The 26,289-nt window shown below is 60.0% G+C and carries 24 protein-coding genes and 1 pseudogene; 20 read left to right on the forward strand and 5 right to left on the reverse strand.

The genetic code is table 11. The annotated features are described in order from the left end of the window. Nucleotides 1-137: 137 nt before the first annotated feature. Nucleotides 138-1,106: pseudogene (locus BLP82_RS22620) on the forward strand (leucine-rich repeat domain-containing protein); the annotation flags it as partial. A gap of 121 nt (nt 1,107-1,227) precedes the next feature. Here BLP82_RS22620 and BLP82_RS22625 read toward each other — a convergent pair. The 3 genes from BLP82_RS22625 to BLP82_RS22635 all read right to left on the reverse strand — a co-directional run bounded on the left by BLP82_RS22625 (nt 1,228) and on the right by BLP82_RS22635 (nt 5,208). Next, nucleotides 1,228-3,600, reverse strand: a complete 2,373-nt coding sequence (locus BLP82_RS22625) for a TonB-dependent siderophore receptor (protein WP_092173181.1) — start codon at nt 3,598-3,600, stop codon at nt 1,228-1,230. Between the two features lie 122 nt (nt 3,601-3,722). Then, nucleotides 3,723-4,706, reverse strand: a complete 984-nt coding sequence (locus BLP82_RS22630; protein WP_092173184.1) for a FecR domain-containing protein — start codon at nt 4,704-4,706, stop codon at nt 3,723-3,725. Further along, nucleotides 4,693-5,208, reverse strand: a complete 516-nt coding sequence (locus BLP82_RS22635) for a sigma-70 family RNA polymerase sigma factor (protein WP_092173333.1) — start codon at nt 5,206-5,208, stop codon at nt 4,693-4,695. Before BLP82_RS22635 ends, BLP82_RS22630 begins: the two co-directional genes overlap by 14 nt. Before the next feature lie 209 nt (nt 5,209-5,417). Here BLP82_RS22635 and BLP82_RS22640 point away from each other — a divergent pair, with 209 nt between their 5' ends. From BLP82_RS22640 to BLP82_RS22695, 13 genes are all read left to right on the forward strand, one after another. Next, a complete protein-coding gene (locus BLP82_RS22640; protein ID WP_092173187.1) occupies nt 5,418-6,251 on the forward strand; it encodes an oxidoreductase in 834 nt (277 codons plus the stop codon). Nucleotides 6,252-6,273: 22 nt separating this feature from the next. Then, a complete protein-coding gene (locus tag BLP82_RS22645) occupies nt 6,274-7,212 on the forward strand; it encodes an AraC family transcriptional regulator (protein WP_092173190.1) in 939 nt (312 codons plus the stop codon). Nucleotides 7,213-7,441: 229 nt separating this feature from the next. Next, nucleotides 7,442-7,603 (forward strand): hypothetical protein, encoded by a 162-nt coding sequence (locus BLP82_RS31230; protein WP_170842363.1) that lies wholly within the window; start codon nt 7,442-7,444, stop codon nt 7,601-7,603. An 89-nt stretch (nt 7,604-7,692) separates the two neighbouring features. After that, nucleotides 7,693-9,165 (forward strand): MBL fold metallo-hydrolase, encoded by a 1,473-nt coding sequence (locus tag BLP82_RS22650; RefSeq protein ID WP_092173194.1) that lies wholly within the window; start codon nt 7,693-7,695, stop codon nt 9,163-9,165. Next, on the forward strand, nt 9,162-10,553 hold the full coding sequence (locus tag BLP82_RS22655; protein WP_092173197.1) for an MBL fold metallo-hydrolase: 1,392 nt from the start codon (nt 9,162-9,164) through the stop codon (nt 10,551-10,553). The genes BLP82_RS22650 and BLP82_RS22655 overlap by 4 nt, the downstream gene beginning before the upstream one ends. Then, entirely contained in the window at nt 10,550-11,335 is a 786-nt protein-coding gene (locus tag BLP82_RS22660) for a hypothetical protein (protein ID WP_092173200.1), read from the forward strand. The genes BLP82_RS22655 and BLP82_RS22660 overlap by 4 nt, the downstream gene beginning before the upstream one ends. Beyond that, entirely contained in the window at nt 11,332-14,148 is a 2,817-nt protein-coding gene (locus BLP82_RS22665) for an ATP-binding cassette domain-containing protein (RefSeq protein WP_092173203.1), read from the forward strand. Before BLP82_RS22660 ends, BLP82_RS22665 begins: the two co-directional genes overlap by 4 nt. A 23-nt stretch (nt 14,149-14,171) precedes the next feature. Further along, nucleotides 14,172-14,966 carry a hypothetical protein gene (locus BLP82_RS22670; protein WP_092173205.1) on the forward strand — a complete coding sequence of 265 codons (795 nt, stop codon included), beginning with the start codon at nt 14,172-14,174 and terminating at the stop codon, nt 14,964-14,966. Continuing rightward, nucleotides 14,963-15,523, forward strand: a complete 561-nt coding sequence (locus BLP82_RS22675; protein ID WP_092173208.1) for a hypothetical protein — start codon at nt 14,963-14,965, stop codon at nt 15,521-15,523. The genes BLP82_RS22670 and BLP82_RS22675 overlap by 4 nt, the downstream gene beginning before the upstream one ends. 61 nt (nt 15,524-15,584) lie before the next feature. After that, a complete protein-coding gene (locus BLP82_RS22680) occupies nt 15,585-16,199 on the forward strand; it encodes a class I SAM-dependent methyltransferase (protein WP_092173211.1) in 615 nt (204 codons plus the stop codon). A 92-nt stretch (nt 16,200-16,291) separates the two neighbouring features. Next, on the forward strand, nt 16,292-16,750 hold the full coding sequence (locus BLP82_RS22685) for a hypothetical protein (protein ID WP_092173214.1): 459 nt from the start codon (nt 16,292-16,294) through the stop codon (nt 16,748-16,750). Nucleotides 16,751-16,814: 64 nt separating this feature from the next. Beyond that, entirely contained in the window at nt 16,815-17,390 is a 576-nt protein-coding gene (locus tag BLP82_RS22690) for a c-type cytochrome (protein ID WP_092173217.1), read from the forward strand. Next, nucleotides 17,381-18,685 carry an FAD-dependent oxidoreductase gene (locus BLP82_RS22695; RefSeq protein ID WP_092173220.1) on the forward strand — a complete coding sequence of 435 codons (1,305 nt, stop codon included), beginning with the start codon at nt 17,381-17,383 and terminating at the stop codon, nt 18,683-18,685. The genes BLP82_RS22690 and BLP82_RS22695 overlap by 10 nt, the downstream gene beginning before the upstream one ends. A 314-nt stretch (nt 18,686-18,999) precedes the next feature. On the opposite strand, the gene BLP82_RS32130 is transcribed toward BLP82_RS22695, so the two are convergent. Together BLP82_RS32130 and BLP82_RS22705 are read right to left on the reverse strand one after the other, a co-directional pair. Next, entirely contained in the window at nt 19,000-19,524 is a 525-nt protein-coding gene (locus BLP82_RS32130) for a LysR substrate-binding domain-containing protein (protein WP_092173223.1), read from the reverse strand. Continuing rightward, nucleotides 19,484-20,401 (reverse strand): LysR family transcriptional regulator, encoded by a 918-nt coding sequence (locus BLP82_RS22705; RefSeq protein ID WP_047882404.1) that lies wholly within the window; start codon nt 20,399-20,401, stop codon nt 19,484-19,486. The genes BLP82_RS32130 and BLP82_RS22705 overlap by 41 nt, the downstream gene beginning before the upstream one ends. A gap of 126 nt (nt 20,402-20,527) precedes the next feature. On the opposite strand from BLP82_RS22705, the gene BLP82_RS22710 reads away from it, so the two are divergent. The 6 genes from BLP82_RS22710 to BLP82_RS22735 all read left to right on the forward strand — a co-directional run bounded on the left by BLP82_RS22710 (nt 20,528) and on the right by BLP82_RS22735 (nt 26,284). Next, on the forward strand, nt 20,528-21,286 hold the full coding sequence (locus tag BLP82_RS22710; protein ID WP_092173226.1) for a 5-oxoprolinase subunit PxpA: 759 nt from the start codon (nt 20,528-20,530) through the stop codon (nt 21,284-21,286). 94 nt (nt 21,287-21,380) lie between these two features. After that, nucleotides 21,381-21,626: an acetyl-CoA carboxylase gene (locus tag BLP82_RS22715; protein ID WP_092173229.1), complete on the forward strand. Its 246-nt coding sequence runs from the start codon at nt 21,381-21,383 to the stop codon at nt 21,624-21,626. Between the two features lie 10 nt (nt 21,627-21,636). Beyond that, on the forward strand, nt 21,637-23,010 hold the full coding sequence (locus BLP82_RS22720) for an acetyl-CoA carboxylase biotin carboxylase subunit (protein WP_092173232.1): 1,374 nt from the start codon (nt 21,637-21,639) through the stop codon (nt 23,008-23,010). Beyond that, a complete protein-coding gene (locus BLP82_RS22725) occupies nt 23,007-23,879 on the forward strand; it encodes a 5-oxoprolinase subunit B family protein (RefSeq protein WP_092173235.1) in 873 nt (290 codons plus the stop codon). Before BLP82_RS22720 ends, BLP82_RS22725 begins: the two co-directional genes overlap by 4 nt. Beyond that, a complete protein-coding gene (locus BLP82_RS22730) occupies nt 23,876-24,850 on the forward strand; it encodes a 5-oxoprolinase subunit C family protein (protein ID WP_092173238.1) in 975 nt (324 codons plus the stop codon). The genes BLP82_RS22725 and BLP82_RS22730 overlap by 4 nt, the downstream gene beginning before the upstream one ends. A 111-nt stretch (nt 24,851-24,961) precedes the next feature. Further along, nucleotides 24,962-26,284, forward strand: coding sequence for a purine-cytosine permease family protein (locus BLP82_RS22735; protein ID WP_092173241.1), 1,323 nt, complete (start codon nt 24,962-24,964; stop codon nt 26,282-26,284). Nucleotides 26,285-26,289 lie beyond the last annotated feature (5 nt).

Below are 26,289 nucleotides of genomic sequence, written 5' to 3' on the forward strand. Positions count from 1 at the left end.
CCGCGCGCCATAAAACGAAGACCCAAGCCTTACCCCATGCTGATGAAAACACGTCGATCAGCAAGGGCCGAGGTCAGGAAGAATGGACACCCGAAGAAGGTTAAGTAAGTGCCATTCAAATCTGTCCCCTTTCTCGTCCTTTCTCGTCCCTTTCTCTACTGAACCGTTGCGATGACGTCACCGATGATGGCCTTCTCGGGCTGTCAAACCTCAGATTGCGATCACTCACGCTGGAACGCGTCGGCGAGCTGACGTCCCGTGGGATGGCGCACTTAAGGAGTCACCCCCTTGAGCAACTGTCCCTCGGCTGGAGCAGCGCAATCCTGAAGGACCCTGCATGGCTCTCCCACTTGAGCGCGTTGCGCTCCCTGAGCCTGGATCAATGTTACGCAACAGACGCCACGCTGCACGCCCTTGCGGGTCTGCCCATCGAACGGCTTTCGCTTCCCTCTTCGTATGTTTGCGAGGACGACCTTGAGATATTGGAAGGCATGCCACTCGCCGACCTGAATCTCAAATCTTCACGTCAAACAATTGAGCGGCTCGATGTGCTGCACGGATTTCCACTCAAGCGCCTGGGGCTCTCCGATGTGCAAGGCATTGATGCAGATACGTTGAGCGATCTGCATGGTTTGGAGTTGGAGTCCCTTGACCTGTCATTGAACGACCTAACTTGGAAGGAACTGAAACAACTCGCCGGCCTGCCACTGAAACGGTTGAATCTCAGCTTCTGTCGCGGTGTCGATGGCAAGGTTCTGCGCAAGCTCGTCGAGTTGGGCTTGCCGCTGGAGCAACTTGAAATAAGCGGCCTGGACCTGCGCGATGCCGATCTGGCCTGCCTGCGCGATCTGCCGCTGCGGCGCCTGGGTTTGTATGACAGCCCTTGGCTCACCGACGCCGGAGTGGCCCACCTTGTTCGGCTGCCGTTGAGTGATCTGACGATCTCGGCAGATCCCGGGGAATCGCGGATTACCTCAGCCGCAGTGCCGGTGTTGGAGCAATTGTCGTTGCAGACACTGTGGTTGCTGAACTGTTCCGGGATCAGTGTCGAGGGTTGGGATCGGTTGGCCAGGTTGCCGGCTCGCGTCAGCGGCCCGGGTATTTGATGCTCGCCGCAGTCTGGCTCTGTAGGTTCAAACCTGTGGGAGCAAGTTGTGCTCCCACAGGTTTACGCCGTTCAATGACTGACCCACATCAGGCCGAGCCCCAATCATGAACGGCCAGCTTTTACCAGTTGTAACTCAACTTCGCGGTCACTTCTCGACCCGGGTTGTAGTAGTTCGCAGTCCCCGAACCAACCACATGTTGCTCATCCAGCAGGTTACTGACGTTAACCGCCAGGTCAGTGCCTTTGAAGAGTTTGTAGTTGAAGGCCGCATCGAAGAGCGTCGTGCCATCGCTGGTGCCGGTGTTGGCCGCGTCGAAGTAGTAAGAGCCCACATAACGCGCGCCCAGGCCAACGCTGACATCGGTGTCGGGGATGTTGTAATAGCTCCACAGTGACGCGGAGTGTTTGGGGGCGGTGGCGAACTCATTTCCTTTGAGTGAACTGCCGTCGTACAAAGTACCGCGTAACACTTCGGACTCCATGTAGGAGTAGCCACCCACCAGGCTCAGATTTGGAGTCAGCTCAGCCTTGGCTTCCAGGTCCAGGCCGCGTACCCGTGATTCGCCAACGGTTTGCTGCTCGATGACACCGCTGGGCAGTACGACGGCGATGCTGACATTTTCCTGGGTCAGGTCGTAGACGGCCGCCGAGAACAGCGCGTCCATACCGATGGGCGCATATTTCACGCCCACTTCGTATTGCGTGCCCGTCTTCGGCACTACACCCACCGTTGGTGGTGAGACCGATTCGACCATGCTGACGTAGGTGGACACTTCGTCGTTGACGATATAGGTCAGCGCGCCGCGATAGGACGTTTCGGAGAAGTTATCCGACGCTTTTACGTTGTTGATGTCGGTACTGGACAGATCCAGCGAGTCGTTGCGTACACCGGCGGTGACGATAAAGCGCTCATAGAAGGACAGGTTCTGCTGCAGGAACACGGCCTTGGTTTTAGTATCCAGCTTGTTGTTGCTGTAGGGCGCTACTCCGCTGGGTACACCGGTGAACACGGGGTTGGCCAGGTCGATGGAGCCTGTTGTGGCATAGACGGAGCGTTCCTCGGTCGAAGAGTCGCCGTACTCCACGCCCACCAATGTACTGCTGTCGATGTTTTCGAAGCGGGCATCGTATTGCAGCATCAAGTTGCCGTTCAGTTGCTCGGCTTCGCTGTCAGTGCCAAAGATGTAACGCGGGACCGTGGTGCCGGTGCGGGTAGGGGAGTCGCTGAGGAACACATAGCCGAAATCATCGGTCAGTTCGCTGTAGCGCAGGTTGCTGCGCAGCACGAAGCCATTGTCGAAATCATGGCTGAAGGTGCCGCTGATGTTGGTACGTTCGACGTCGTGGAAGTTGTAGCTGGGCTCGCCGTAGAACTTGTCGCGGTCGTATTCCTTGTCCAGCGGGTAACCGCCGCTGTTGGGCGAGCTTTGGGTCTTCAGGTAGTCCACGATCACCGAGGCCGAGGTGAAGTCCGTGGGTGACCAGGTCAGGCCGCCCATCAGGAACTTGTTGTCGTCCCGTGAATGGTCGTATTCGCGATCACTGTCTTGCATCTTTGCCGTGAAGCGACCGGCCACGGTTTTTTCTTCGTTCAGAGAGTCCCCGACATCGATGCCGGTTTCGACATGGTCGAACGAACCGTAGGTGACGTAGCCCTGGCCGAACTTGTCGAAGCGCGGCTTTTTGCTGACAAAGTTCACCGAGCCGCCCGGGTCGGCCGGGCCGAACAGCGTCGAGTTGGCCCCGCGTATTACTTCAACTCGCTCATAGGCGAAAGGCTCTTCGCGCACACCGCGCATCGACCCCAGGGTCAGGCCGTCCCGATAGGTCGTGGCCTGGAAGCCGCGGATCTGGAAATAATCGTTGCGGTCGTCAGTGCCGTAATAGTCGGTAATGACTCCTGGCGTGTATTGCAGCAGCTCTTCGGTGGTGCTCACGCTGCGTTGTTTCATTTCCTTGTCGGTCACCACGGAAACCGAGGCGGGCGTATTGAGGATGCTGGTGGCCACCTTGCCGCCGACCCAGAGTTCCTGGGCCACCACCGAGTTGCTGTCCTCGGTGCCGTCGACCCTGGCCTTGGCGTTGACGAGGATGGGCGCGAGGCGATAGTCCTCAAGGTCGGCGTCCGCCTTGGGTTGCGGCGTCAGCAAGTAAGCGTTCGGGCCTTGCTGCTGTATCGCGATGTCGCTCCCCTGCAACAACGACGACAGGGCATCGGGCGTATCGAGTGTGCCGCTCACGCCCCGGGTATTGCGGTTCGCGACGCTTGAAGCGTCGAAGGAAAGACTGATACCCGCCTCCCGGGCAAAGCGGTCAAGCGCCGGTGCCAGGGGACCGGCGGGAATGTTCCACTGGTGCACCGGGTGGGTCTGCTCAACGGTCGAGGACTGCGCCAGGGTGGGTAGCGCATAGATGCTGACGAGGACGCCGAAGATCGCACCGTGGATGGCACGATTCAGTAGATGACGCTGGGGAACCGGGGACGCACTCATTAACTCGCTCCGTGGAAAGGGGATCGGCAGATCGGCCTGTAGGTCGGCCTTTCTTACATGCCGAACGAGAATGAGAAATCACCTCATTTTTATTTGATGTTGATATGCGACGAAGAAAACACTTAGCTGGCGGCGTTCAACGTCACCCAATATTGGGTTCGATAATCGATCCGCAGGTGCAGTGACTGCGCAACCAATGCCAATACCTGGTCGGTGTCGGCGAGTTGAAAGGTGCCGGAAACACGTAGGTCCGAGACCTCTTCAGCGCAGCGCAACAGGCCGGGGCGATAACGCGACAAGGCCCCGATGAAATCACCGAGGCGCATATTGCGTGCGCTGATTACGCCGTCACTCCAGCTCCATACATCCAGGCCGTTATCCTTGAACTCACGAATGCCATTTGAGGTGAACAGCCGCTGATTACCGGCCTGGACCGTGTTGTTATCCGCAAGGGTTTGAGTGGATCCAGGAAATACGCTGACTGCGCCGCGCTGCACCGAGATGAGGATCCCGTCGTCACGCTCATACGCGAGGAACCGGGCATTCAGCGTGCTGATCAATCCGTCGCGAGTTTGTACCCAGAAAGGACGCGGTTGAGCCGAGCCTGCGTCCGCACCGGTGTTCACGATGATTTCGCCGCGCCGCAGAACGATCAGGCGCCGCTGTTCGTTGAAATAACTGTCGACCGCACTGTCGCTATTGAGCTGGATAAGGCTGCCGTCATCGAGTTGGAAGCGCTTTCGTTCGCCGGTCTTGCTGTGCTGCTGGGCCAGCATGGCCGGTAGCGGCGTGTAGTCGCGGCCCAGCCAGGTCGCGCCCCCCAAGGTGGCCAATGCGCCCAGTAGCTTCAGGCTTTGGCGCCGATGGATGCCTGAGCGGGTGCCCTTGAGGGTGTGCCGGGCCAAATCAGGTGGCACGCCCGCGAAGTCATCGCCAAGCGCTTCCACGCGCTGCCACGCTAACCGATGTTCCGCACGCTGCTGCAGCCAGTGCTCGAAACTGAGCTGGGTTTGCTCATCGGCAGGATTGAAGCGCAGGCGTACCAGCCAGTGGATCGCCTGGTCGACCACCGCGGGATCCAGCGCTTGCGCTTCACTGTTCGGCATAACGCAAGCGATAGCAGTGTTGCAGGGCCTTGGCCAGGTCGCGTTCAACCGTAGAGCGGGAAACGCAGAGTTTTTCGGCTATTTGCAGGCAGGTCAGGCCGTCGAGCTGGGCGAGTAGAAAAGCCTCGCGAACCCTCGGTTTGAGCAGGTCGAGCAGGCGGTCTATGCGCTCGAGGCTATCAAGAATCAGCAAGCGTTCTTCTTCAGAGGGGGCCGCTTGTGGAGGGAGCAGCGCGAGGCTCTCGAAGTAAGCGCGTTCGAGCTCGCGACGGCGATACCGATCGATCATCAGTCCACGGGCGATACTGCTCAGATAAGCCCGGGGTTCGCGCAAGGGGCTCAATTGACGCGACTTGAGCAGACGGACAAAGGTGTCCTGCGCCAGGTCCGCCGCGCTTTCGCGACAGCCGATGCGCCGGCTCAGCCAGCTGTGCAACCAGGAATGGTGGCTGCGATAGAGCAGGGTGAGGTCGGCATTGCCCAGTGTGTCGTTGCTGCGCATCAGCATCCCGGAAACATACATAATTGATAATGACTCGCATTATATTCAGGCGGCTGACGTCAGTGCAAATGTGTGGGAGCCCATGCGCGAGACGGGTCCTGGCATCCGAGTCCTGATAGGAATAGGCAAGGCTGCAAGGCAAACCGGCATAGGTGCCGAGGTTCTGCGTCGATAGCATGGCCTCGTTCCCATCTGATTGGAGACTCGCCATGAGCAGCAGAAAAACCCTATTCATTACCGGCGTCAGCAGCGGCCTGGGCAATGCCCTGGCGCGGGAAGCGCTTGCGGCGGGCCATCGGGTGATCGGCACCGTGCGCAGTGAAGCTGCGTTGCAGGTCTTCGAGGCACTGTCCCCGGATCAGGCCCATGGCGTGCTCCTGGATGTCACTGACTTCGAGCGGATCGACAGCGTCGTCGCCGCCACACAAGCCAGCCACGGCCCGGTCGACGTACTGGTCAACAATGCCGGCTATGGCCATGAGGGCATCTTCGAAGAGTCACCGTTGCAAGAGATGCGCCGCCAGTTCGACGTCAACGTGTTTGGCGCGGTGGCGGTGACCAAGGCCTTCGTGCCGTATTTTCGCCAGCGCCGTGCCGGGCATATCCTCAACATCACCTCCATGGGTGGCACCATCACCATGCCGGGCATTTCCTTCTACTGCGCGAGCAAGTTTGCACTGGAAGGTATCTCCGATACGCTGAGCAAGGAATTGCTGCCGTTCAACATCTTCGTGACCGCCGTGGCACCGGGCTCGTTTCGCACCGACTGGGCGGGACGTTCGATGCAACGCACTCCGCGAAGCATTGCCGACTACGACGCCAGTTTCGACCCGATACGCAAGGCGCGAGAAGAGAAAAGCGGCAAGCAGCCGGGTAATCCACAGAAGGCGGCCCAAGCGATGTTGCAACTGATCGACAGCCCGACACCGCCGGCCCACTTGCTGCTGGGCAGTGATGCCCTCAGCCTGGTGCGCGACAAGCTGAGCCGCGCGGCCAGGGAGATCGATCAATGGGAAGCGCTGAGCCGTTCGACGGACGATTGAATGGCAAGCAAGAGGCACGTCAATGACCCAGGTTGATGCCTGCACCGCGCGCATGGTGCGGTTGATGGAGAAGCTCGCACCGGTAGAGGGCTACAACCTCAGCGCGCTGGAAGACATCCGTTTTCTGCGTTCGAACCGACCGCTGACGCGCACGCCGGTGTTGTATGAGCCCGGCATCGTGATCCTGTGCCAGGGGCGCAAGCGGGGCTATCTGGGCGACGACGTTTATGTCTATGACGCCCAGCATTACCTGGTGGTGTCTGTCCCGGTTCCCTTCACCATGGAGACCGACGCCAGCGCCGCGGAACCCATGCTGGCGGTCTACATGCGCCTGGATCTGCAACTGGCCAGCGAGTTGATGTTGCAAGTGGACGAAACCCTGGGCCCCAGCGACGAGCAACCCAAAGGCATGTACGCCTCGCCCATGGACGACTTGCTGCGCACCTCGACGCTGCGTTTTCTGGAAGCCATGAGTCGCCCGGGCGAAGGGCAAATCCTGGGACCTTCGCTGATACGGGAAATCTACTACCGGATCCTGACCGGCGAGCAGGGCGGTTCGATGCGCGCCGCGCTCAGTCGCCAGGGACACTTCGGCAAGATCACCCGGGCGATACGCAAGATCCACAGCTGCTACCACGAGCATCTGGACGTCGAAACACTCGCCCACGAAGCCAACATGAGCATCCCCAATTTTCACCTGCACTTTCGCAGCGTGACGGACTCCACGCCCATGCAGTACTTGAAATCGACACGCCTGCACCAGGCGCGATTATTGATGCTGCGCAACACCATGAGCGCCTCGACGGCGGCGTTCAACGTCGGCTACGAAAGCGCCTCGCAGTTCAGCCGCGAGTTCAAGCGCCTGTTTGGGCGAACGCCTCAGGCAGAGATTGAATGGATGAAGGCGACTTATGCGTTGCCGGCGCCGGTGGGGCCGTCGGTTTATGTGTCGTCGCATTAGGCATCAAAAGGGCAACCTCTGTTCGGTGAATCCTCTCGCAGGTCGGACAAGGGCTGGTGGTTTTCAGAAGATTTGTATCAAAAGTTTACTCCGTGCCTGAGACTGCGGTTGCGTCACTTTTCCGGGAACTTTTCTTTCTTGAAAAGTCGGAGTCCTCGGTTATATTGGCTCGCGACAGGACGCCATTACGCCTTGGCGTACCTGGAAACAGCTAGACAAGGAGCAAGTCATGAGCCAGAAGATCCAGCAGGGTGCGACCGCACCCAACCATCAAGACAGCGAAAAAGTACTTTTCAGCAAGGAAGAGTTACAGGTCTTGAGCGACGCCATTCAGAAGTCCAAGACCCGTGTATCCGAAACCAAGGCTGCAAGCTGCGCGTACCACCGTTGAGCTGACCCCGAAAAAGCAAGAAAGTCCTTTCTTGCTTTTTCGCTTTTCGGGTAGTGAGTATCCAGTTGTCATCCAGGGAGGAGGTGGACATGCGGGCGATCTTTATCGGCCATCAAACGTGGCTCGTGGAGCATGGAAGCACCAGAATCCTGATTGACCCGCTATTGTGTGAAGACTTCGGTCTGGTCGACGAGCACCGGATCGAGATCTATCCTCCGCGCACTGTCGATGCCACGGCACTGTCCGATGTAGACCTGATTTTCCTCAGTCACGAACATTCCGATCATTTCGATATCCAGTCGCTGAACCTGTTGCCACGTTCCGCCCGGTTTGTGGTGGGGGCGACCATTGTCGAACCGGTCAAGCAATGCATCCGCGACCTCGGGTTCACCCTTACGCAAGTCAACGACACCGAGCCGATGCGGGTTGGCGACCTGAACCTGCGCTTCTACCCGGCGGATCCGAAGACCGCCTTCTGGGAAAGCCGGGTCACCCAGGTGCATATCGAGGAGGCCGAACAGCCTGGCACTGGCATCTTCATTGCCGTGGACGCGTTGGTGTCCGAAGTGTTCAAGACCGATATCGTCGAAGGACGATTGACACCGCCTAAGCTGGTGATCGTCTCGAACAACTCCAGGGTATCGCCCCCGGGAGCTTTTCAGTCCCTGGAAAACTGGGGTAAGAACGCGAGTGACAGCAACCGTAAGGTCGGTCCGCTGGGGATCGGTGTGCTGAGCGCCGTACTGACCAGTTACATGGACGATTTTCCGGTGCAGCCCGAGAACATAGCCCTTTGCGGCGGCGGGTTCATCAAACGCCTGGGCGGGTTCGCCGCTTTCCCGTTTTCCGACCAGCCGACATTGAGCCGGTTGGCCAATCGACTCAGCCTGGACACCAATATTGTCGGCCTGCTGCCAGGCGAAGCTTTTGCCCTGGATCCTTATTCCGGGCCGCAGGCGGTTATCGACTGGGTCCAGGTGGACAAGGTGCAGCACAACTTGCTGATCGAGGAGCTGGACCAGTTCATCAAGGCGTGCAAGACCGTCGAGGTGGTCGCTTCGGTGCGCCCGGACGTGCAGGACGCCGAGTCGTATGACGAGCTGCTGCGGCGCGCGGAAGCCGAGCTGCAGCGCCTGGCGAAAAGCCTGATGCTGTTCATCACCGGGCGCAAGGTATTGGCGATGTCTCATTACAAGGGACGCAAGCTCGGGCCGAAAAGAATCGTTTTCAGTTTTGCCTCGCATGCCCTGGGGCGTCAGGACAGCTATGCGCTGAACCTCATCAGCGGCCAGTTCGAGGCTGAGGCGCACAACCAGCTTGAATCGCTGGTGGCGCAGTATCCCTTCGGCGTATGCCTGCCCCTGGTGGACTTCATCGGCATGGTCGAGGGGGATCTGCAGATCTGGGACATCGTGGGCGTTTCGGTCCAATCATGGTTCGAGAACGGCATCTTCGACGGCCTGATCCCGTTCTTCTACAGCTATTACGGCGAGAACGGCAGCCCTGAGCTATTGGCGAAAATCATCGGGCGCAGCATGCGTAACCTGGAGGTGTGCCCATGAAGCTGACGATGATCGGCCACGAAAGCTGGTCGCTGCGGGCTGGCGATAGCCATGTATTGATCGACCCGGTGCTGGGTGGTGGCTTCGGTTCCGATGCCGACCGGCAGTTCACGATAGTCCCGGCGCGCAACGTCGATCTGCAGCGCATGCCGGCGGTGGACGGCATTGTCTTGACCACCGAGCACCTGCAGCATTTTCACCCGGCCTCGTTGCGCCGCTTATCATCGGACTACGGATACTTGCTCAAACACAAAGTGGTCTATGTCCCGGAACTGTTTCCCGGCGCGGCCGAGGCGATTGTCCGCGCCTGCGGTTACGAGGTGCGGCGGGTTGATACTCAGGCCGAGTTCTTCATCGGCTCGCTGAGCCTGCGCTTCTACATGCCCTGCACAGAGGTACTGTTTTGGGACAGCCGGGTAGCATCGCTGCATGTCGAGCATCGGGGGCGCGAGGCGGTGTTCATCCAGTCCGATACCCGCATCGCCGACGCTTACTTTGCCGATGTCAATAGTGGAGCCATTGCCTGGCCTCAGGTCATGGTGATGACCAATAATTTTCAGGGCAGTGGGGCGCAAGGGCCGATCGGCCTGGACAACCTATTGCCGGTGCCCGACCAACGCTACACCCGGGTGTCCGGCTTGCGTCTGCTGGACGAAATCGTACACAAGCCGATGCGCCGACTGAACCAGGTGCCGACCTTGATCCTCGCGGGCAATGGTTATCGCGATCCCTTTGGTAAAATGCATCACCCCTGGTCGAACCTCGAACTGGCGCAGATCTGCAGTGAACTGTCGTTGTTGCGGGCGGTGCACTCACTGATGCCCGGCGAAAGCTTCGACGTGGCGGCGGCACGGCCTGGCGAACCGGCGGACTGGATCTGCGCATCCGAGGAACAGGCAGGGTTCCGTCCGGCGAAAGGGCGACGCCGGACGGTCTCGCTCGACACACAGCGGATCAAGGCCCATCTCGATGAAATGGCCAGGACCTGGCTGATTACCCGCTACGGTCAGGTGCTGATGACCCAGAGCAACTACTTGGGGCGCCCCGTTGGCCCGTGCCGTGCGGTGCTGCAATTGACCCGGGACGACGGCATCGGCCAACAATGGCTGCTGGACGTGTCCAGGGTCGAGTTCGTCGAGGTGCCGGACGAAGGCGCGGGGGCGATCAAGCGTTATCCCTACGGCATCCGTGTCGACCATGACGATTTCTGCCAGTTGCTTCTCGGCGAATTGCAGATATGGGAGCTGCTCAATCTGTCGGCATCGCAGTGGTATGTCTGCGATCGCTATGACAGCCCGCTTGCGTTCTGGCTCGAGTATTACAACGAGCAAGTGGACTATGGACGTGCCTTGCGCAGTTATGAAATGTCCCTGGCGACTGCGCCATGAGCGGGCAAATAGCCTTTGACCATGTGCATCTGGAGCTCCTCGGCTCCGCCCAGCTGCAGTTGCAGCAACAGGCGCTCGCCGAGTTGTTGGCCGAGCGTTATCAGGTTCTGCAGGTACTCGGCCAGTCGGTGAAGTCGCTGGTCTGCTCGGGCCTGTGCATGGCCTCGGGCGAGCAGGTGGTGATAAAGCGTTACTTCGACGAGGAGGCCTATGCCGCTGAAGCCAGCGGTTATTTGCTCTTCCGCTCGGGGCCGATCGCAGGCGTGCGATATCAGGATGCGCGGCATCAGGTACTGGTGCTGGAGTTTCTCCAGGGCCGTTTGCCCGGTCCGGCCGATTTACCTGAAGTGATTGCGGCCTACGCAGCGATGCATGCCACGGCCCTGGCGAATATCCAGCGCGTCATGGGGCACCGCAGTACCCCTGAGTTTATCGATCCCTGCCTGTCGTCCCGCTGTCGTTTCCCCTCGTTCGACTTGCAGGGCATCAGCGTCGGTGACTGCAAGCCGGAGCATCTGCTTGTTACCGTGGAGGGTGTGCGTGTCCTCGACCTGGAGACTCATTCCCTGCAACGCAGCGTTTGGTTCGACATCTTGTCCTTGAGCCGTTTCCTGGGGGCGAGCTCGGCATTTTCATGGACTCTGGAGGAATGGGTGGCCCATTACTGCGAATGCCGGGAGATTCCCGCCCACTATTACGATCTGCAGAAAATCCGAGACTGCCTGCAGCGCGTACAGGCCCTGGAGTCGGGTCGGGTGTACTGCGAGGAGGCGCGGCCGTGAACTGGATGTATTGTTTTACCCCGGCATTGCGCTATCGGACGGTCGCTCGTTCCGAAGGGCGAGCCTTCGTCGATGGTTTTTTCGGCCTGGCCTTCAGCCTTGCGCCCTGGGCGGTCAGCGCTTATGTACTTGTGTCGTTGTTGCAATACAGCGTGCCGCTGTTGTTCATCTACAAGCTGAGCACCCTGGTGGCGGCCCAAGGCGCTGCCGATGTCGTGCTGGCGGATACAGCGCTCCTGGCGTTCCTGGCCATCAGTGGGTTCTTGCTGGTGGTGAGCGAGCTCAATCTGGAACGCTACATCTCCCTGAGGTTATGCCGCGAGTTCGAGCGCCTTCTGGTGCGCAAGATGCAGCCCGGGGTAGAGGTGTCGGTGCTGGAACGGGTGGTGTCGCGGGATTTCAGCGTCATTCTCGATGGTATCGGTGCTAGCGTTAACCTGTTGGCTATTCCGGTTTTCCTGCTGCTTTCAATCCTGCTGGCGTTGCTGGTCTTCGGCACGGCAGGGTTCTGGGCGGTTGCGGTGATCGGTATGTTCCTGCCGCTTTCCTATCTGCTGTCCAGGCTCGCGGACCGCAACTACGAGCGAATCATGGATATGACGGCGCAGCGTATCGAACAATGTTCGGCATGGTTGCGCCAAGGACCGTGGCTCAAACAGTTCGCCGACCATACGGCCTTGCAGAGCATCGAGCGGACACTGGTGGACGAACGCTCCCTGCGCAACCTAGATACGCTGCTACGCGGCGCCGACAGCTACATCATCGGTTTCGGCCGCTTGATTCCTTTTGTCTTGCTGGGGCTGTTGGGTACCTCGGAATCGGCCATGGTCTGGGACGGGGCGATTTTCTGGCTAAGCATTCCGTTGCTGGCGGCGGTGCTCGCGCTGCCCCGCTCCTATGTGAGTTACAAGGCCGTCGGCCGCTCCCTGGAAGCACTCAATGGCCTGTATCAGAATTCCTCCAGGCATCCGGTATTGCTACCCGATGTTGCCGATCAGGCGCGCGGCGTGATCGAGTTCGACGCCGACTGGCCGATCTGGCCCGCGACGCTGGTCGAACTGATTCCTGGTCCACTGGAGAGCCAGCGCGAGGACCTGCATGCGTTGCTGGGCGCTTTCCGGCTGGTACCCGAGCTGGGACAGGACCCACAGCAGGTTCTGCAACTGCCTATCGAGCTGGACGCGAGCAACCTATCTGCCGGACAGCGCCTGCGCCTGCAGCTGCTGCGCGGTGTGTTTCTGGCCCGTATCCAGGACGGGACCCTCAGTGTCGACCACGACTTTTCGGCGTTGGACGCCGCCGCCGCGCTGGCAGTGAAAGAGGCCTTGGAACGCCTGTCCTGGGTCAGCTTCAGCCCCTCGGCCGCAAGAGCGATAGCGCAGCGTGAGGCCCTGCCGGCGGAGATCGCTGAGCGGACGGCTTCGACGGTGCCGGCCGGCCCCCCGGCGCTGGACCGCTTCAGTCTCGGCGATCTGTTCAAATATTGTTGCTGGGGGGGACTGATGTTGTTGGTGCCGGCACTGATGATGAGCTATGCGGCCAACCTGACGCTGCCAGAGGCAGGTTTCTCGCCCTGGCAGGTTCTGTTGTATGCCGTGGTCGGGGTAGGGGCAGGAATAGCTGCCGGGCTGTTTATCGAAAATCTGTTGCGCAGCCGCTTTTCCCGCTTGTTCATCGATGGTCTGCGGGACATCCGGGTTACCGGCCTGGCCGATGCGCTGCAGGTGGTTTCTCGCGATGTCACCACGACATTCGAACGCATCGCCTGGTATGCCCACGACATTGCCTGGATTTTCGCGCTGTTGCTGTGCAATGGCGTGGCTTTGTGGATGGGGTTCGGCCTGTTCGGGGTCGCGGTGGCGCTGCTGTTCAGCGGCCTGCTGGCGGTGTTGTACCGGCTTTCGATCAACGAGCTGTATCGGACCCGGGTGGAGAGCGTCAAGGGATTCGACTCCCTACTACGCTCGGCCCATGTGGCATTTTCCATTTCCCGGGCCGGTGGCGTGGGTTTCGAACGCCTGGGTGAATGGCTGGCGCTCACCCAGCGGGGTGCGATAGCCGAGGGGCTGAAGAGTTTCTACACCACCCGCATGCGCAGCGTGATCACTCGCACAGTCACAGCGGCCAGTTGCACCTTGCTCAGTGACCTGGTGATTGTCCTGGTGGTCTTGATGGGCAGTCTCTACCGGACAAGCGATTCGGCTTTTGTGCTCGCGGTCACAGCTTTGCTGCTAGTTCGTTCCGACCTGGCCAATGTATTTCTGGCCATCACGGGGTTCAAATCTCAGTCGGTGTCGGTGGAGCGCCTGCAATATTTTGCCCGGCCCAAAAGTTCGGTAGCAGTGGCTATCGCCGGGCAGAGCCTGAGCATCGCGCCCTTTGTCGCTCAACGTGCCTATCGTGCCCTGACCCTGGAACGGGGCCGGTTGTATTCGCTATCGGGGCACTCCGGCTCCGGCAAGAGCGAGTACCTCAAGGGCGTGGCCGGTATCACCGACGTGACCATTGAAGACGCGGGCGTGACGCAGGCCATGACATCACCCCGTTATTACCTGGACAGCAATGCCCTGGCGCTGCTCGGCGATGAGCTCGGAGCAAGTGATTGGCTGGATACCTGGCTGAGCACCTTGCCAGAGGACCGCCACCATCTGGTGTTGCTGGATGAGCCGTTCAGGGGGTTGCGCGCCGAGCAACTGGCCGAGCGTGTGCAAGCGTTGCGTCGTTACGTCGAGCGTAGCGGCAACACCCTGGTACTGGTGGATCATCGTTGCCGGCTGGAGCATGACATTGAGCTCGGCGAGCTGGCTCGTTGATTATCCGGTGCAAGGAAAGACTCATGCGTGAGCCAGTGCTGTACCTGGGCGACCGGGGGTTTCTCAAGCGTTACGGCAGTCCCTACTCGACGCAACAGGTCGAGGGGATCGCGCGCTGGGTTCTGGCCAGTTCCGGCCTGGGCATGGCCAGTGGCGACTGGCCCACGGCTAAGGCCGTCAGCAGTGCCTTGGCGGGTGGCCTAGGAACACGGCATATCTATCATTCACGGTTTCTGCTGCGAGTGACTGAGCAGGCCACGGGGCAGAGCGTCAGTGTCCGTCAGGTCCAGGCCAACCCGACGTATTACTACACAGCCCCTGGCTATACCTTCGCCGCCGATGCGCAACAGATAGCCGAAGACCTCGATATCGTCCGCTGCTGCCAGCCTGGCTTGGTAACGCTGGGGGGCGACTGGCTGGACATTTTGCTCGCGCAACAGCAGTACGCGTTGCTCGAGGCGATCCTGCGGCAGATGGAGGCGGCCATTCCGGCGGCTTCCCGGATTCTCCTGGGGTTCCATCCCAGTGCCGGCTTCTTGCAGGTGTTGAGAGAGCGATCGTTCGCTGGCGCTGCGGTGCCGGTCAACCTACTGAACATGCAATGCGCGACTTACGCCGATTACTTGCGCCAGATCAAGGCCCGATCGCGTCTTTACGCCGTGCATTGCCTGGCGGGCGGCGATATTCCCTTGGCGCCTGCGCTGGACTACGCCTTTCATCATCGGCAGGTCGACGCTTGTATCGTCGGCGCTACTCGTACTCGGCATATCGAGGCATTGGCGGCCTGCGAGGCTGGCTTCAGGAGTTCGACGAGATGAACGTGATTCTAATGCGTCGTGCGCGGCAGTCTGACGAGGCGTTATTGCAACACCATCTGCAGACGCTGCAGCGTGCGCATAGCGACCTGCTAGTGCTGTCCGGCCGCTCGGCCTGCTATGCCCCGGTCTTGGACCTGGCTGATAGCCTTGGGATCCAGACCCTCGTCCTCGAGCAGGAGTTCTACGATCCGCAGCAGGTTCATGGGGCCCACAAGGCGGAGTGGTTGTTCGATCCCTATTCTGATCGCTACGGCAGCCCGAGCCTCAACACGCTCTATCATGCATTTGCCATCGAACTGGAAGAGATTCTCCGTCGGCACAGCCAAAGAACACTGGTGATCTATCTCGACCAGTTGCTGTTGGAAATCACTTACGCCGTGCTTGCCGGTCTACCCCTGCAGGCGTTGCAGGGTTTTTCGCTGTACCTCGAAGAACTGAGTATCGCGATCCTCGCCAGGATTCCGTTCAAGGGCGGATTCCAGACCCTGCTGCTGAAATCAAATGTAACGCCGGCGCAAGCGTTCATCGGCAGGCCCGAATTGAAACTGGTGAGGTGACGCCACGAGACTGTTGGCGTGATCGCCGAACCTACGCTGAGTGAAGAGAAAAGGAGTGCTTATGGATCCGCAACGCAAGGACTATCTGGCGACAGAGGCGGTTTACACCAGCGATTCGCTGCGCATCGGCGACGAGTACGTCATGCATGAATGGGAAAGGCCACTGATTCGCAGAATGGTCGAGGACCTCAAGATCGCACCGGACGACCGGCTGTTGGAAATCGGCTTCGGCATGGGCATCTCGGCCAGCATCCTGCAGGAATTCGGCCCGGCGTCCCATACCATTGTCGAGCCCCATCCACAGGTGCTGGACCGGGCCGAGCGCTGGAAGGGCGCGCGCACGAACATTCAGTTACTCCCCGGCTACTGGCAGCAGCTTGATACCGGCCCCCAGCGTTATTCGGCGATATTCTTCGATCCGTTCGCCGATGACATGGCGGCGGTTGACGATGAGAACCTCAGGTTCCTCAAGTTCGCCGCGCAGTCACTGCTCGACGATGGCGGGCGCCTGTCGCTGTTCTGCATCCGGCCCTTGCTGCCGCCGGAGTACCAGCGTGTGATGTTCGAACACTATCGCCGGGTGGAAATCAGCTCAGTGCGGGTTGATCCCAGGGATACCGCCAACCCGACGGCGGACCTGGAAGGACGAATGATTTCAGTTGTGTTGCACAAATAAGAAAAGCCGAGTCTGCCATCCGGGCCTGCTCGCCGGACGTGTTTGGCTAGACATAAGAAATTAAGCCATCAGTAACAATAAAGGTGATAGCGATGAACAACCTTACGGCGCGTCTTGGCCTGGTCGGCCTCCTGTGGTTTTTTGGCAACCAGGCATGGGCTCAGACCCAGGCCCCGACAGCCCCGGCTCCGGCTGCAACCTCCACCAGCAAGGCCATGACCATCATTTTCGAGCCGCCCAAGGGCCAGGAAGAGGCGTTCCTGAATACCTTCGTCACCTCCCAGGCCAAGTACATGCAGACCTATGCTGGCAAGTCGAAGGAGGGGGTCAAGGTGATCAACCTGATCCCAACCGAGCTGGGCGAGCCGCTGATCCACCTGATGATCTACCGTGACTCGGCGACCTTCGAGCGGGCCAAGCAGATATTTGCTTCGCGCGAGGCCATGAGCGGCTATATCGACGGCCATGTGAAAGCCTATGGCGGTTACCAAATTCCCAAGGAGTACCTGCGTCACACCAAGGTGTACATGAGCAACGTACTCACTGAGTAATCGATGGGATGACTCGGCCGACGCGGTGCGGCGGCCGATACAAGGCACAGGGAGAGTCCAGGCTATGCGCGTGGTTATCGGGTCGTTGTTGATCGGCCTCGTTTTTGCGGTTCCCAGTCTGCAAGCCGGCAGTCGTGGCGACTCCTTCATGTTGAGCAACGGTTGCATCAATTGCCACGGTTTCGAGGGGCAGCGCACGCCGGGGGCGATTCCTTCGCTGGCCGGCCAGTCCGAGGCCTACCTGTACAAAACCCTGGCGGCTTATCGCGACGGTACCCTCAAAGGCACCATCATGAACCGGGCGATGAAAGGGTACGACGACCAGACGCTCAGACAGTTTGCCGAGTATTACAGCCGCCTGCCGAAAAACTCGCTGGGGGCGACCGTGCCCCAGGCACACGAGCAGGGTGAGCAGCTGTATGCGCAACACTGTTCCAGTTGCCATGAAAAGCAGGCGGATACGCCGTATGTGAAAGGCCAGAATGTGCAGTATATGCAAGGAGTGCTGAAGGATATGGCCACAGGCCAACGAACGATGCCAGAGGAAATGGCCAGCGCGATGTCCGCCCTCAAAAGCGAGGAATTGCAACAGCTTCTGGGGTTCCTGCAAGGTTGCGCGCAGGAGGCTCCATGTCGATGAACCCACAACGCAGGCTGTTGCTCAAGTGGCTGGCCACCGGTATCGGAGCTTCTTCGATCCAGGCCCTGGCCAGACCGGTGGTGCCTGTGGCAGCGCGCTCCTATGCCGTGGTGGTGATCGGCGGTGGTTTTGCCGGCGCAACTTTCGCTCGTACTCTCAGGCGTCTGGATGCGAACGTCGGTATCACTCTGGTCGAGCCCAGCCGGCAGTATCACTGCTGTCCGCTGGGGGTCGAGTACCTGGTGGGCAAGCGGGACGAAGAAACCCTGATTTTTGGTTACGAACAGCTACGTGCCGAGGGCATCGAGGTGGTGCATCAGAAGGCGAGCTTGATCGACGCCAAGCGCAAGCAGGTCAGGCTCGCCGACGGTTCGGTACTCGGCTACGACCGCTGCGTAGTGGCGACGGGCATTGGCTACAAGTACGACAGTATCGCTGGTTACAGCGAGGCGGTGGCCAGTCGTGTACCCCATGCCTGGGGCGGCGGTGAGCAACTGCGTTTGCTTCGTCAGCAACTGGAGGCCATGCCCAACGGCGGCAATGTGCTGATTTCGGTACCGGTGGACGACTACCGCTGCCCGCCCGGGCCATATGAACGGGCCAGCCTGATTGCCGATTATCTCAAGACCCACAAACCCGATTCGCGGGTGATAGTCCTGGATGCCAAGCCGCGATTCGCCAAGCAGGCGCAATTCGAGCAGGCCTGGAAACGTTTATATGGCTATGGCAGCGAGCAGGCCAACATCCAGTGGATTGGTGCCTTGCAGGGTGGGACCGTGTACGGTTTCGACGAAGCCAAGGGGCAGTTGCTGACCGAGGGTGGTCCGGTCAGCGGCCAGGTGATCAACATCATCGCGCCCCAGCAGGCTGATGATTTTTCACGGCACAACGGCTTGGCCGCAGAACATGGCTGGTGTCCGGTCAACACCCAGACCCTGGAATCCCTGCTAGTACCGGATGTGCATGTGATTGGCGACGCGGCCTACGCCGAGAAACTGCCCAAGTCGGCCTTCGCCGCGACCTGTCAGGCCAGGGTCTGTGCCTTGGCCATCCATAGCCAGATGCACGGCCTGGCGCTGCTCAAACCGCAGTACATGAATGTCTGCTACAGCCTGTGTGGCGACAACTACGGTATCTCGGTGCTGCTCCACTACCAGCATGACGCGACCAGCAACGTCATCGAGATCCAGACCTTGCTAGTCACGCCTCTGGACGCCAGCGATGAGGATTACCGTCGTGAGGCACTGTCGGCCTACAGCATGTTCGACAGCCTCGTCAAGGAGGCATTTGGCTAGGCCCGCGGGCGTAAGGAGTGCTACGGGCTAGGGGCTGCATACACCAGATTTCTTCCCGTCGACGATCAGGGCGAAGCTAACGAAGCCGATAAAACATTGCGTTGAGTTTTTCGAAGATTTTCCAATGCGCTCATCGCAGATTAGTGAGCGCGTCTCCGTCTCTTCGAGCATCCGGACGTCGAAACATTCTCCCAGAGGAGCGATGGTGGGTCGCGCCAGCGCTGGTGCTGCCCGGATACAAAAAAGGCACTGGCGATAGGCGCCTTCCAACAGGTCGTCTTTACCTATTTTCGCTGCTCCAGAGAAGGCCGGCTTTATCTGGAAGCATCGCCAAAATCCGCAGTCTTTAAAAAAGCCATGAACGCTCGTAATGCTGCCGATTGGTGGCGACGGCTTGGGAAGTAGAGGTAAACAGCCTCCTGAGGACAAGACCATGAGGGGAGGACCTGCGACAACCTTCTCGATTCGAGAAGGCCGGCCACATACGCGGCAGGCGCGTTAACGATCCCCAATCCCCGCAGAGCTAGCTCGATTTGCGATGCCAGATCGTGAACAATCATGCGTGTCGGCGGGACGATTTGTACCACCTCGCCCGCAGATTCCAAGGTCCAGGGGATGATCAAGTGCGATGAATGACTCAAACGGCGCGCGTGGCATCGTGAGCCGCAAAGGGCCGGTGGGTTGTCCTGCCCGACCCGATACCTCTTCCGCGGCTTGCCGCAACTGCGACCGCGCAGGGCCCGTCGCAAGCAAATAGTCGTTCCCAACTCCAACAAAAAAGCATGGTTTTCACTGTTTTCAGCGTCGCGCGGACAGCTGTTGTGGCGCCAAAAATGCATCGTGGAAATAGTTACGAAACGCCTGCATCGCCGGGCTGAATTCGCGCTCGCGATGCCACGCCAGTCCGACACTCATCGGCGTCACCTTATCGGTGACTGTCAGGGTTTCGATGCGTTTTCCTTCCAGTGACCAGGGGCGGTGCACCAGGTCCGAGAGGATTGCCACGCCGCTGCCATTGGCGACCATGCTGCGCACCGCTTCGACTGAACTGGTACGCACCCGCACGTTTGGCTGTTGATGCGCATGTTCCCAATAGCGCATGGCGCTTTGTTCGGCTTCGTCGACGGTCAGCAGGATGTAGGGTTCTTTCGCGACGTCGGCGAGGCTGACCGCCGAGCGTTCGCACAACGGATGGTGGCTGGGCAGCCATAACCGCCGTTCGGAGTTGAAGAGAATCTCTGAAACGATATCCGGGTGCGTGAGGTTGGCGGTGAGCACCACGGCCATATCGAAACGACCTTCCAACAAGCCTTGCTCAATGGCTTGCCGTTCCTGTTCATGAACTTCAATCGCCACGTCCGGATGCCAGTGTTCCAGGCGCTGCAAATGGTGCGGGAGGAAATAACCGATCACTGTGTAGCTCGCCGCCAAGCGCAACACGCCGCTGGCGCGGATGTCCGGCAACGGGCTGTTCAACGCGTCATCGACGCTGCGCAAAATCACATAGGCTCGATTCAAAAAGTGCCGCCCGGCGTCGGTCAGGCTCATGCCCTGGGCCGAGCGCTGGAACAACAGCGTGCCAAGGATGCCTTCCAGTTCCTTGATCGCCGTGGTCACCGCCGACTGGGAAATATTCAGATGAATCGCGGCTTGAGAGATTTGCCCGATCTCGGCGGTGGCGACGAAATAGCGGACTTGGCGCAGGGTCAAGGACATGAGCACTCCGGGCAACGGTGTATCTGTTTTTCAGAAGATGGCCTATCTGATAATAGATCTTCCCAAGGGGGTAGGGAGGAATCTAACTTGGCCTTCACGAAGTCACAAGCGTCGGGAGCAAGCGTCATGCAGGCAGTAGACTTCAACTCGGACATGGGCGAAGGCTTTGGTCCCTGGACCATCGGCGATGGCGTCGACAATGAGCTGATGGGTTTTATCAGTTCGGCCAACATCGCCACCGGTTTTCATGCCGGCGACCCTGGCACCATGCGCCGCACCGTCGAGCAGGCCAAGCGCCTGGGCGTGGCTATCGGCGCGCATCCGGGGTTTCGCGACCTGGTTGGTTTTGGCCGTCGGCACATCAATGCGCCGGCCCAGGAACTGGTCGACGACATGCTCTATCAGTTGGGCGCCCTGCGTGAACTCGCCCGGGTTCAAGGCATGGCCCTGCAACACATCAAACCCCACGGCGCGCTCTACATGCACCTGGCCCGCGACGAAGAGGCCGCGCGTTTGCTGGTGGAAAACCTCCAGCGCCTGGAGCCGGAATTGCTGTTGTATTGCATGCCCGATTCGGTGATCTGGCGGGTCGCCACGGAACTTGGCCAACCGGTGATCCGCGAATTCTACGCCGATCGCGAATATGACCTCAGCGGCTCCATCGTCTTCACTCGCAACGTGCGGGCCTATGACCCGGCCCACGTCGCCGATCGAGTGCTGCGTGCTTGCCAACAAGGCGTGGTGCGCACCGTCGAGGGCGAAGACCTGGCGATCGAATTCGATTCCATTTGTTTGCACAGCGACACACCGGGCGCCCTGGCGTTGGTCGAAGCCACCCGTCATGCGCTGGGTGGCGCGGGCATAGAGGTCCGAGCACCGCGCTGAGACCGAACGAAAACACCTGGCACATAGACGCCAGGGTTTGCCCACCGATTCACTTTTTGCCTGCCTTTCTATAACTATTCCAAGAGGAACAGACATGGCTGAACACACTGTAATCACCCCATTGCCGGGAACCTTCTACTGTAAAGCCTCTCCGGAATCGGCGAACTTCGTCGAGGTCGGCGCGCAGGTCAGCGCCGACACGGTCATTGGCCTGATTGAGGTCATGAAGCAGTTCTCCGAACTGACCGCCGGGACGGCTGGTCGCCTCAGTGCCTTCTTGGTGGAAGACGGTGATCCGGTGGAGCCGGGTCAAGTCGTCGCAACACTCGACGACGAGTGAGGGGGCGATCATGACCCAAGCCATTCGTAAACTGCTGGTCGCCAACCGTGGCGAGATTGCCGTGCGGATTATCCGCGCCGCCAAAGAACTGGGCATTCCCACCGTTGCGGCGTGCAGCGAGGCGGACGTCGATTCCCAGGCCGCGCGCATGGCCGATGAGGTGCACATTCTTGGCCCGGCCCGTGCCGACAAAAGTTACCTGAACGTCGAGGCCTTGCTCGGCGCCTTGAAAGCCACGGGCGCCAACGCGGTGCATCCCGGTTACGGCTTTCTGTCGGAGAACGCCGATTTCGCCGAAGCGGTGGTGGCTGCCGGCGCCATATTCGTCGGCCCGAGCGCGGAGACGATCCGGCGCATGGGCGATAAAGCCGAGGCACGGCGTACCGCACAAGCCAATGGCGTGCCGGTGGTGCCGGGTTCGCCGGGTGAACTGTTCGACGTCGAGTCGGCGCTGAAGGCTGCTCAATCCGTTGGCTTCCCGTTGTTGATCAAAGCTTCGGCCGGTGGCGGCGGGCGCGGTATTCGGCTGGCGGAAAACGCCGAGCAACTGAGCGAAGAATTTCCCCGTTCCCAGCGCGAAGCCCAAGCGGCGTTTGGCAATGGCGCTGTGTACCTGGAGCGATTTATCAGCCGGGCTCGGCATATTGAAGTGCAGGTGTTGGGCGACGGTCAGCACGCGGTGCATTTGTTTGAGCGCGAGTGTTCGCTGCAACGACGCCGGCAGAAAATCTTTGAAGAAGCGCCGTCGCCAGTCCTCAGCCAGCAGCAACGGGAAATCCTCTGCGAAAGCGCCGTGCGCCTGACCGAATCGTTGGGCTACAAGGGGGCAGGCACCCTGGAATACCTGTATGACGACGCCACTGGCGAATTCTTCTTTATCGAGATGAACACGCGGATCCAGGTGGAGCATCCGGTCAGCGAACTGATCACCGGCATCGACCTGGTCCAGGCCATGTTGCGCATCGCTGGCGGCGAGCCGCTGGGCTTCAAGCAAAGTGACATCCGACTCAACGGCGCCGCCCTGCAAATGCGCCTGAACGCTGAGGACCCGGCGCGGGATTTCTTCCCGAGTCCAGGCCTGGTCGAGGAACTGATCTGGCCGAGCGGCGCGGGCATTCGTGTCGATACGCATCTGTATCAAGGCTACCGTGTGCCGCCGTACTATGACTCGCTGCTGGCCAAACTGATTATTCACGGTGCGGATCGCGCCGAAGCCCTGGCCCGAGCGCGAATGGCGGTGGCGCACACCACGCTCACCGGCATGGCCAACACCTTGGCGTTGCACGGTGAATTGCTGGAGCAACCGTGGCTGCACAGCGCCGACTTTCACACCGGCACTCTGGAAACCTGGTTGGCCGAGCGCCGCAGCGGAGGTGAAGCATGAGTACTCCCATCCGCTACAGCTTTGGCGCCGATGAGCATTTGTTTGCCGAAGTCAGCGACAGCATGTCCCTGGACGCATTCTTCAAAGGCTTGGCCGTCACCCGCGCCGTGGAACAGCAGGCGCTGGATGGCGTGCTCGATATCTGCCTGGCCAACGCGTCATTCCAGATTCGTTTCGACCCGGATCGCATCGCCCCTCACGCCTTGCTCGAAGCGGTAAAAATCGCCGAGGCCGGAGCCGTTGCCGAGCGCACGTTGCAGACACGAATTATCGAGATTCCAGTGCTCTACAACGATCCCTGGACCCACGAAACCCTGATGCGTTTTCGCGACCGCCATCAAGACCCGAGCGCCACGGACCTGGAATACGCCGCCCGAATCAACGGTCTGGCCGACGTCGATGCATTCATCGCGGCCCACAGTGGCGCGCCGTGGTTTGTCTCGATGGTTGGCTTCGTTGCCGGGCTGCCGTTCATGTTCCAGATGGTCGAGCGCGAGCGTCAGTTGCAGGTGCCCAAGTACCTGCGCCCGCGCACCGACACACCAAAATTGACCCTTGGTCACGGCGGTTGCTTTGGTTGCATTTACTCGGTGCGTGGCGCCGGCGGTTATCAGATGTTTGGCGTCACCCCCGCGCCGATCTACGACCCGCAACAGAACCTCGCGTACCTGAAAGAACACATGGTGTTTTTCCGCCCGGGCGACATCGTGCAGTTCAAACCGATGGACCGTGAAGCCTACGACCACGCGGTGGCCGAAGTGGAAGCCGGTTGCTTTGATCTGCGGATTCGGCCAGTGGAGTTTTCGCTGGACGCGTTCCTCGCCGATCCCGTTGGCTATCCCAAGTCGTTGCAGGAGGTGTTGGCATGATCAAGGTCCTCAAACCCGGCCTCGCCACTTCGGTACAAGACCTGGGCCGTGAAGGGTATTACCACTTGGGCATTCCGCCGTCCGGCGCGCTTGATCAATACGCCTTGAGCGCGGCCAATCAATTGGTCGGCAACCCGGCAGGTCTGGCGGCGCTGGAATGCACGCTGCTCGGGCCTGAGTTGGAGTTTCAGCAGGATGCATTGGTGGCGGTCAGCGGCGCGCACATGACGCCACGGGTCGATGGCGTGGAAATGCACCACGACACCGCGTTCACCGTGAAGGCCGGGCAAGTGCTGCGCTTTGACTTTCCCAAGGCGGGTGCCCGCGCTTATGTGGCGGTGGCCGGCGGCATTGATGTGCCGGTGGTGCTCGGCAGTCGCTCCACCTATGCGCTCGGCGCGCTGGGCGGTTTTCAGGGGCGTCGCCTGATTGCAGGCGACGAATTGCCGATGGGCATCGCCAGTGGCAAGAGCCGCGCCGGGGTCAGTTTGCCCATGGCGTTACGGCAATCGTTAGGCGGCGAAATCACCCTGCGGGTGGTGCCCGGTTTGTACGACCACCGCTTGACCGAAGCGGCGGCGAAGAGCTTTTTCGCCGAGCCGTGGACGGTCGGTTCGGAGGCCGACCGCATCGGCTATCGCTTCAAGGGCGGCAGCGCGCTGAGCTTTCAGCCCCGGGAGCAGCCGTTTGGCGCCGGTTCCGATCCTTCGAACATCGTCGACAGTTGCTACCCGATCGGCTCGATCCAGGTGCCCGCCGGGCTCGAACCCATCGTGCTGCACCGTGATGCGGTGTCCGGTGGCGGCTACGCGATGATTGGCACGGTGATCAGCGCCGACCTCGATTTGATCGGCCAGATGCAACCCAACCAGAAGGCCCGCTTTGTCGCGGTAACCCTCGAAGAGGCGCTGCAAGCGCGACGTTCCTATAAGAAAAAGCTCAGCTGCCTGAGCAAGCTGTTCCCTTCCTGATTCTGCCCGCCGTCTAGCGCGGGCCATGCCAAACGGTACGCCAACGCCGCACTTCGGTGCGGTGACGGCTGCCCGCGCTTCAACCTTTGATCGGTTTTGGAGTTCACGCATATGGCTGCTTTATCGCAATCGAGTCAAACCGGGCAAGACCCGGCGCATCATCCTGTTCCCACCGAAGCGCGCATGGGTCGACTGTCCTTGACCATGGCCTGGTGGGCGGTGTGCAGTGCGATGTTCTACATCGTGGTGGGCGCTTCATTGGCGTTGTCGTTCGGTGCGCGAAATGCGCTGATCGGCATGGTCCTGTCGGTGATCAGTTATGGACTGGTCAACAGCGTGCTAAGTCGCTTTGCGGTTCGCAGCGGTTTGTCGGTGGCGTTGTTTTCACGGCTGTTGTTCGGCAGCACCGGGGCGTGCCTGGCGACGTTGATTTTCTTCTCGACCGCGATCTATTACGCGGTGTTCGAAGGTTCGGTGATCGCCGTCGCGCTCAATCACCTGTACCCGGAACTGGTCTATCCGCTGGCGGCGTTGGCGGTGGTGCTCTACAGCGTGCCAATGATCCTGGGTAGCGTGCAGCACTGGCTGGACAAGCTCAACGGCGTATTGCTGCCGGTGTACCTCGGTGGTTTGCTGGTGGCGGTGGGCCTATCGATCAGCCGTTATGGCTACCAGCCGCAATGGCTGGAGTTCGGCCCGGCAACGCCTGATGCATTCGGCTGGTGGGATTGTTTTGTCGCCTACATGGGCGTCTGGGTGTTGATGCTGTTCACCTTCGACTATGCGCGTTTCGGCAAACCTGAAGACGCCGAGTACCACGGTCGCTGGAACTTCGGCATGCCGTTCTACGCGGTGACGTTTCTGCTCAACGGCGCGGCGGGCATTTACCTGGTCAGCAGCATCCCCCACGAAGGCGCACTGAACGAAGTCTCGGTGGTGATGGCGATTTTGCAGTTGATGGGCCTGTGGGGATTACTGTTTGTCTGGGCCACGCAAACCCGGATCAACACCGCCAACTATTATTTGGCGACCCTGAACATGCAGGCGTTCTTCGGTCGATTTGGCCTTCGCGGTTCCTACCTGATGTGGGCAGTGGCGGTGGGGGTGATCGTCTACGGTTTGATGCTCGCGGACGTGTTTGCCTACATCCTCAAGGCGTTGGCCTATCAGGGGATTTTCGTGGTGGCCTGGGTGGGTGTGGCGCTGGCGCAAATTGTCTACGGACGCAGTGACGTGGCAGCGCTCGAGCGGGTGGCCGCGTTTAACCCGGTGGGCTTGACGGCCTGGTTTGGCGCCACCGCATTGGGTCTTGCGTTGATGTTTTCCGGCGCCGGCCCGAGCAGCTTTTCCGCGCCATCTACCGTGATAGTTGCATTTGCCTTGCAAGCAGGCTTGTCCCATCGAAGCCGGTTGCGGATACGGTTGGCAGAGTAGAGTTT

Source organism: Pseudomonas sp. NFACC37-1 (assembly GCF_900101575.1).
GTDB classification, from domain to species: Bacteria; Pseudomonadota; Gammaproteobacteria; order Pseudomonadales; family Pseudomonadaceae; genus Aquipseudomonas; species Aquipseudomonas fluorescens_AA.

What these genes read in the sequence shown, in the direction of transcription:
- BLP82_RS22650 (WP_092173194.1), top strand. Translation starts at nt 7,693, where the DNA reads ATGCGGGCGATCTTTATCGGCCATCAAACGTGGCTCGTGGAGCATGGA.
- BLP82_RS22705 (WP_047882404.1), bottom strand. Translation starts at nt 20,401, where the DNA reads ATGTCCTTGACCCTGCGCCAAGTCCGCTATTTCGTCGCCACCGCCGAG.
- BLP82_RS22670 (WP_092173205.1), top strand. Translation starts at nt 14,172, where the DNA reads ATGCGTGAGCCAGTGCTGTACCTGGGCGACCGGGGGTTTCTCAAGCGT.
- BLP82_RS22655 (WP_092173197.1), top strand. Translation starts at nt 9,162, where the DNA reads ATGAAGCTGACGATGATCGGCCACGAAAGCTGGTCGCTGCGGGCTGGC.
- BLP82_RS22730 (WP_092173238.1), top strand. Translation starts at nt 23,876, where the DNA reads ATGATCAAGGTCCTCAAACCCGGCCTCGCCACTTCGGTACAAGACCTG.
- BLP82_RS22630 (WP_092173184.1), bottom strand. Translation starts at nt 4,706, where the DNA reads ATGCCGAACAGTGAAGCGCAAGCGCTGGATCCCGCGGTGGTCGACCAG.
- BLP82_RS22635 (WP_092173333.1), bottom strand. Translation starts at nt 5,208, where the DNA reads ATGCGCAGCAACGACACACTGGGCAATGCCGACCTCACCCTGCTCTAT.
- BLP82_RS22680 (WP_092173211.1), top strand. Translation starts at nt 15,585, where the DNA reads ATGGATCCGCAACGCAAGGACTATCTGGCGACAGAGGCGGTTTACACC.
- BLP82_RS32130 (WP_092173223.1), bottom strand. Translation starts at nt 19,524, where the DNA reads ATGCATTTTTGGCGCCACAACAGCTGTCCGCGCGACGCTGAAAACAGT.
- BLP82_RS22710 (WP_092173226.1), top strand. Translation starts at nt 20,528, where the DNA reads ATGCAGGCAGTAGACTTCAACTCGGACATGGGCGAAGGCTTTGGTCCC.
- BLP82_RS22715 (WP_092173229.1), top strand. Translation starts at nt 21,381, where the DNA reads ATGGCTGAACACACTGTAATCACCCCATTGCCGGGAACCTTCTACTGT.
- BLP82_RS22675 (WP_092173208.1), top strand. Translation starts at nt 14,963, where the DNA reads ATGAACGTGATTCTAATGCGTCGTGCGCGGCAGTCTGACGAGGCGTTA.
- BLP82_RS22735 (WP_092173241.1), top strand. Translation starts at nt 24,962, where the DNA reads ATGGCTGCTTTATCGCAATCGAGTCAAACCGGGCAAGACCCGGCGCAT.
- BLP82_RS22725 (WP_092173235.1), top strand. Translation starts at nt 23,007, where the DNA reads ATGAGTACTCCCATCCGCTACAGCTTTGGCGCCGATGAGCATTTGTTT.
- BLP82_RS22690 (WP_092173217.1), top strand. Translation starts at nt 16,815, where the DNA reads ATGCGCGTGGTTATCGGGTCGTTGTTGATCGGCCTCGTTTTTGCGGTT.
- BLP82_RS22685 (WP_092173214.1), top strand. Translation starts at nt 16,292, where the DNA reads ATGAACAACCTTACGGCGCGTCTTGGCCTGGTCGGCCTCCTGTGGTTT.
- BLP82_RS22625 (WP_092173181.1), bottom strand. Translation starts at nt 3,600, where the DNA reads ATGAGTGCGTCCCCGGTTCCCCAGCGTCATCTACTGAATCGTGCCATC.
- BLP82_RS22695 (WP_092173220.1), top strand. Translation starts at nt 17,381, where the DNA reads ATGTCGATGAACCCACAACGCAGGCTGTTGCTCAAGTGGCTGGCCACC.
- BLP82_RS22660 (WP_092173200.1), top strand. Translation starts at nt 10,550, where the DNA reads ATGAGCGGGCAAATAGCCTTTGACCATGTGCATCTGGAGCTCCTCGGC.
- BLP82_RS22645 (WP_092173190.1), top strand. Translation starts at nt 6,274, where the DNA reads ATGACCCAGGTTGATGCCTGCACCGCGCGCATGGTGCGGTTGATGGAG.
- BLP82_RS31230 (WP_170842363.1), top strand. Translation starts at nt 7,442, where the DNA reads ATGAGCCAGAAGATCCAGCAGGGTGCGACCGCACCCAACCATCAAGAC.
- BLP82_RS22640 (WP_092173187.1), top strand. Translation starts at nt 5,418, where the DNA reads ATGAGCAGCAGAAAAACCCTATTCATTACCGGCGTCAGCAGCGGCCTG.
- BLP82_RS22720 (WP_092173232.1), top strand. Translation starts at nt 21,637, where the DNA reads ATGACCCAAGCCATTCGTAAACTGCTGGTCGCCAACCGTGGCGAGATT.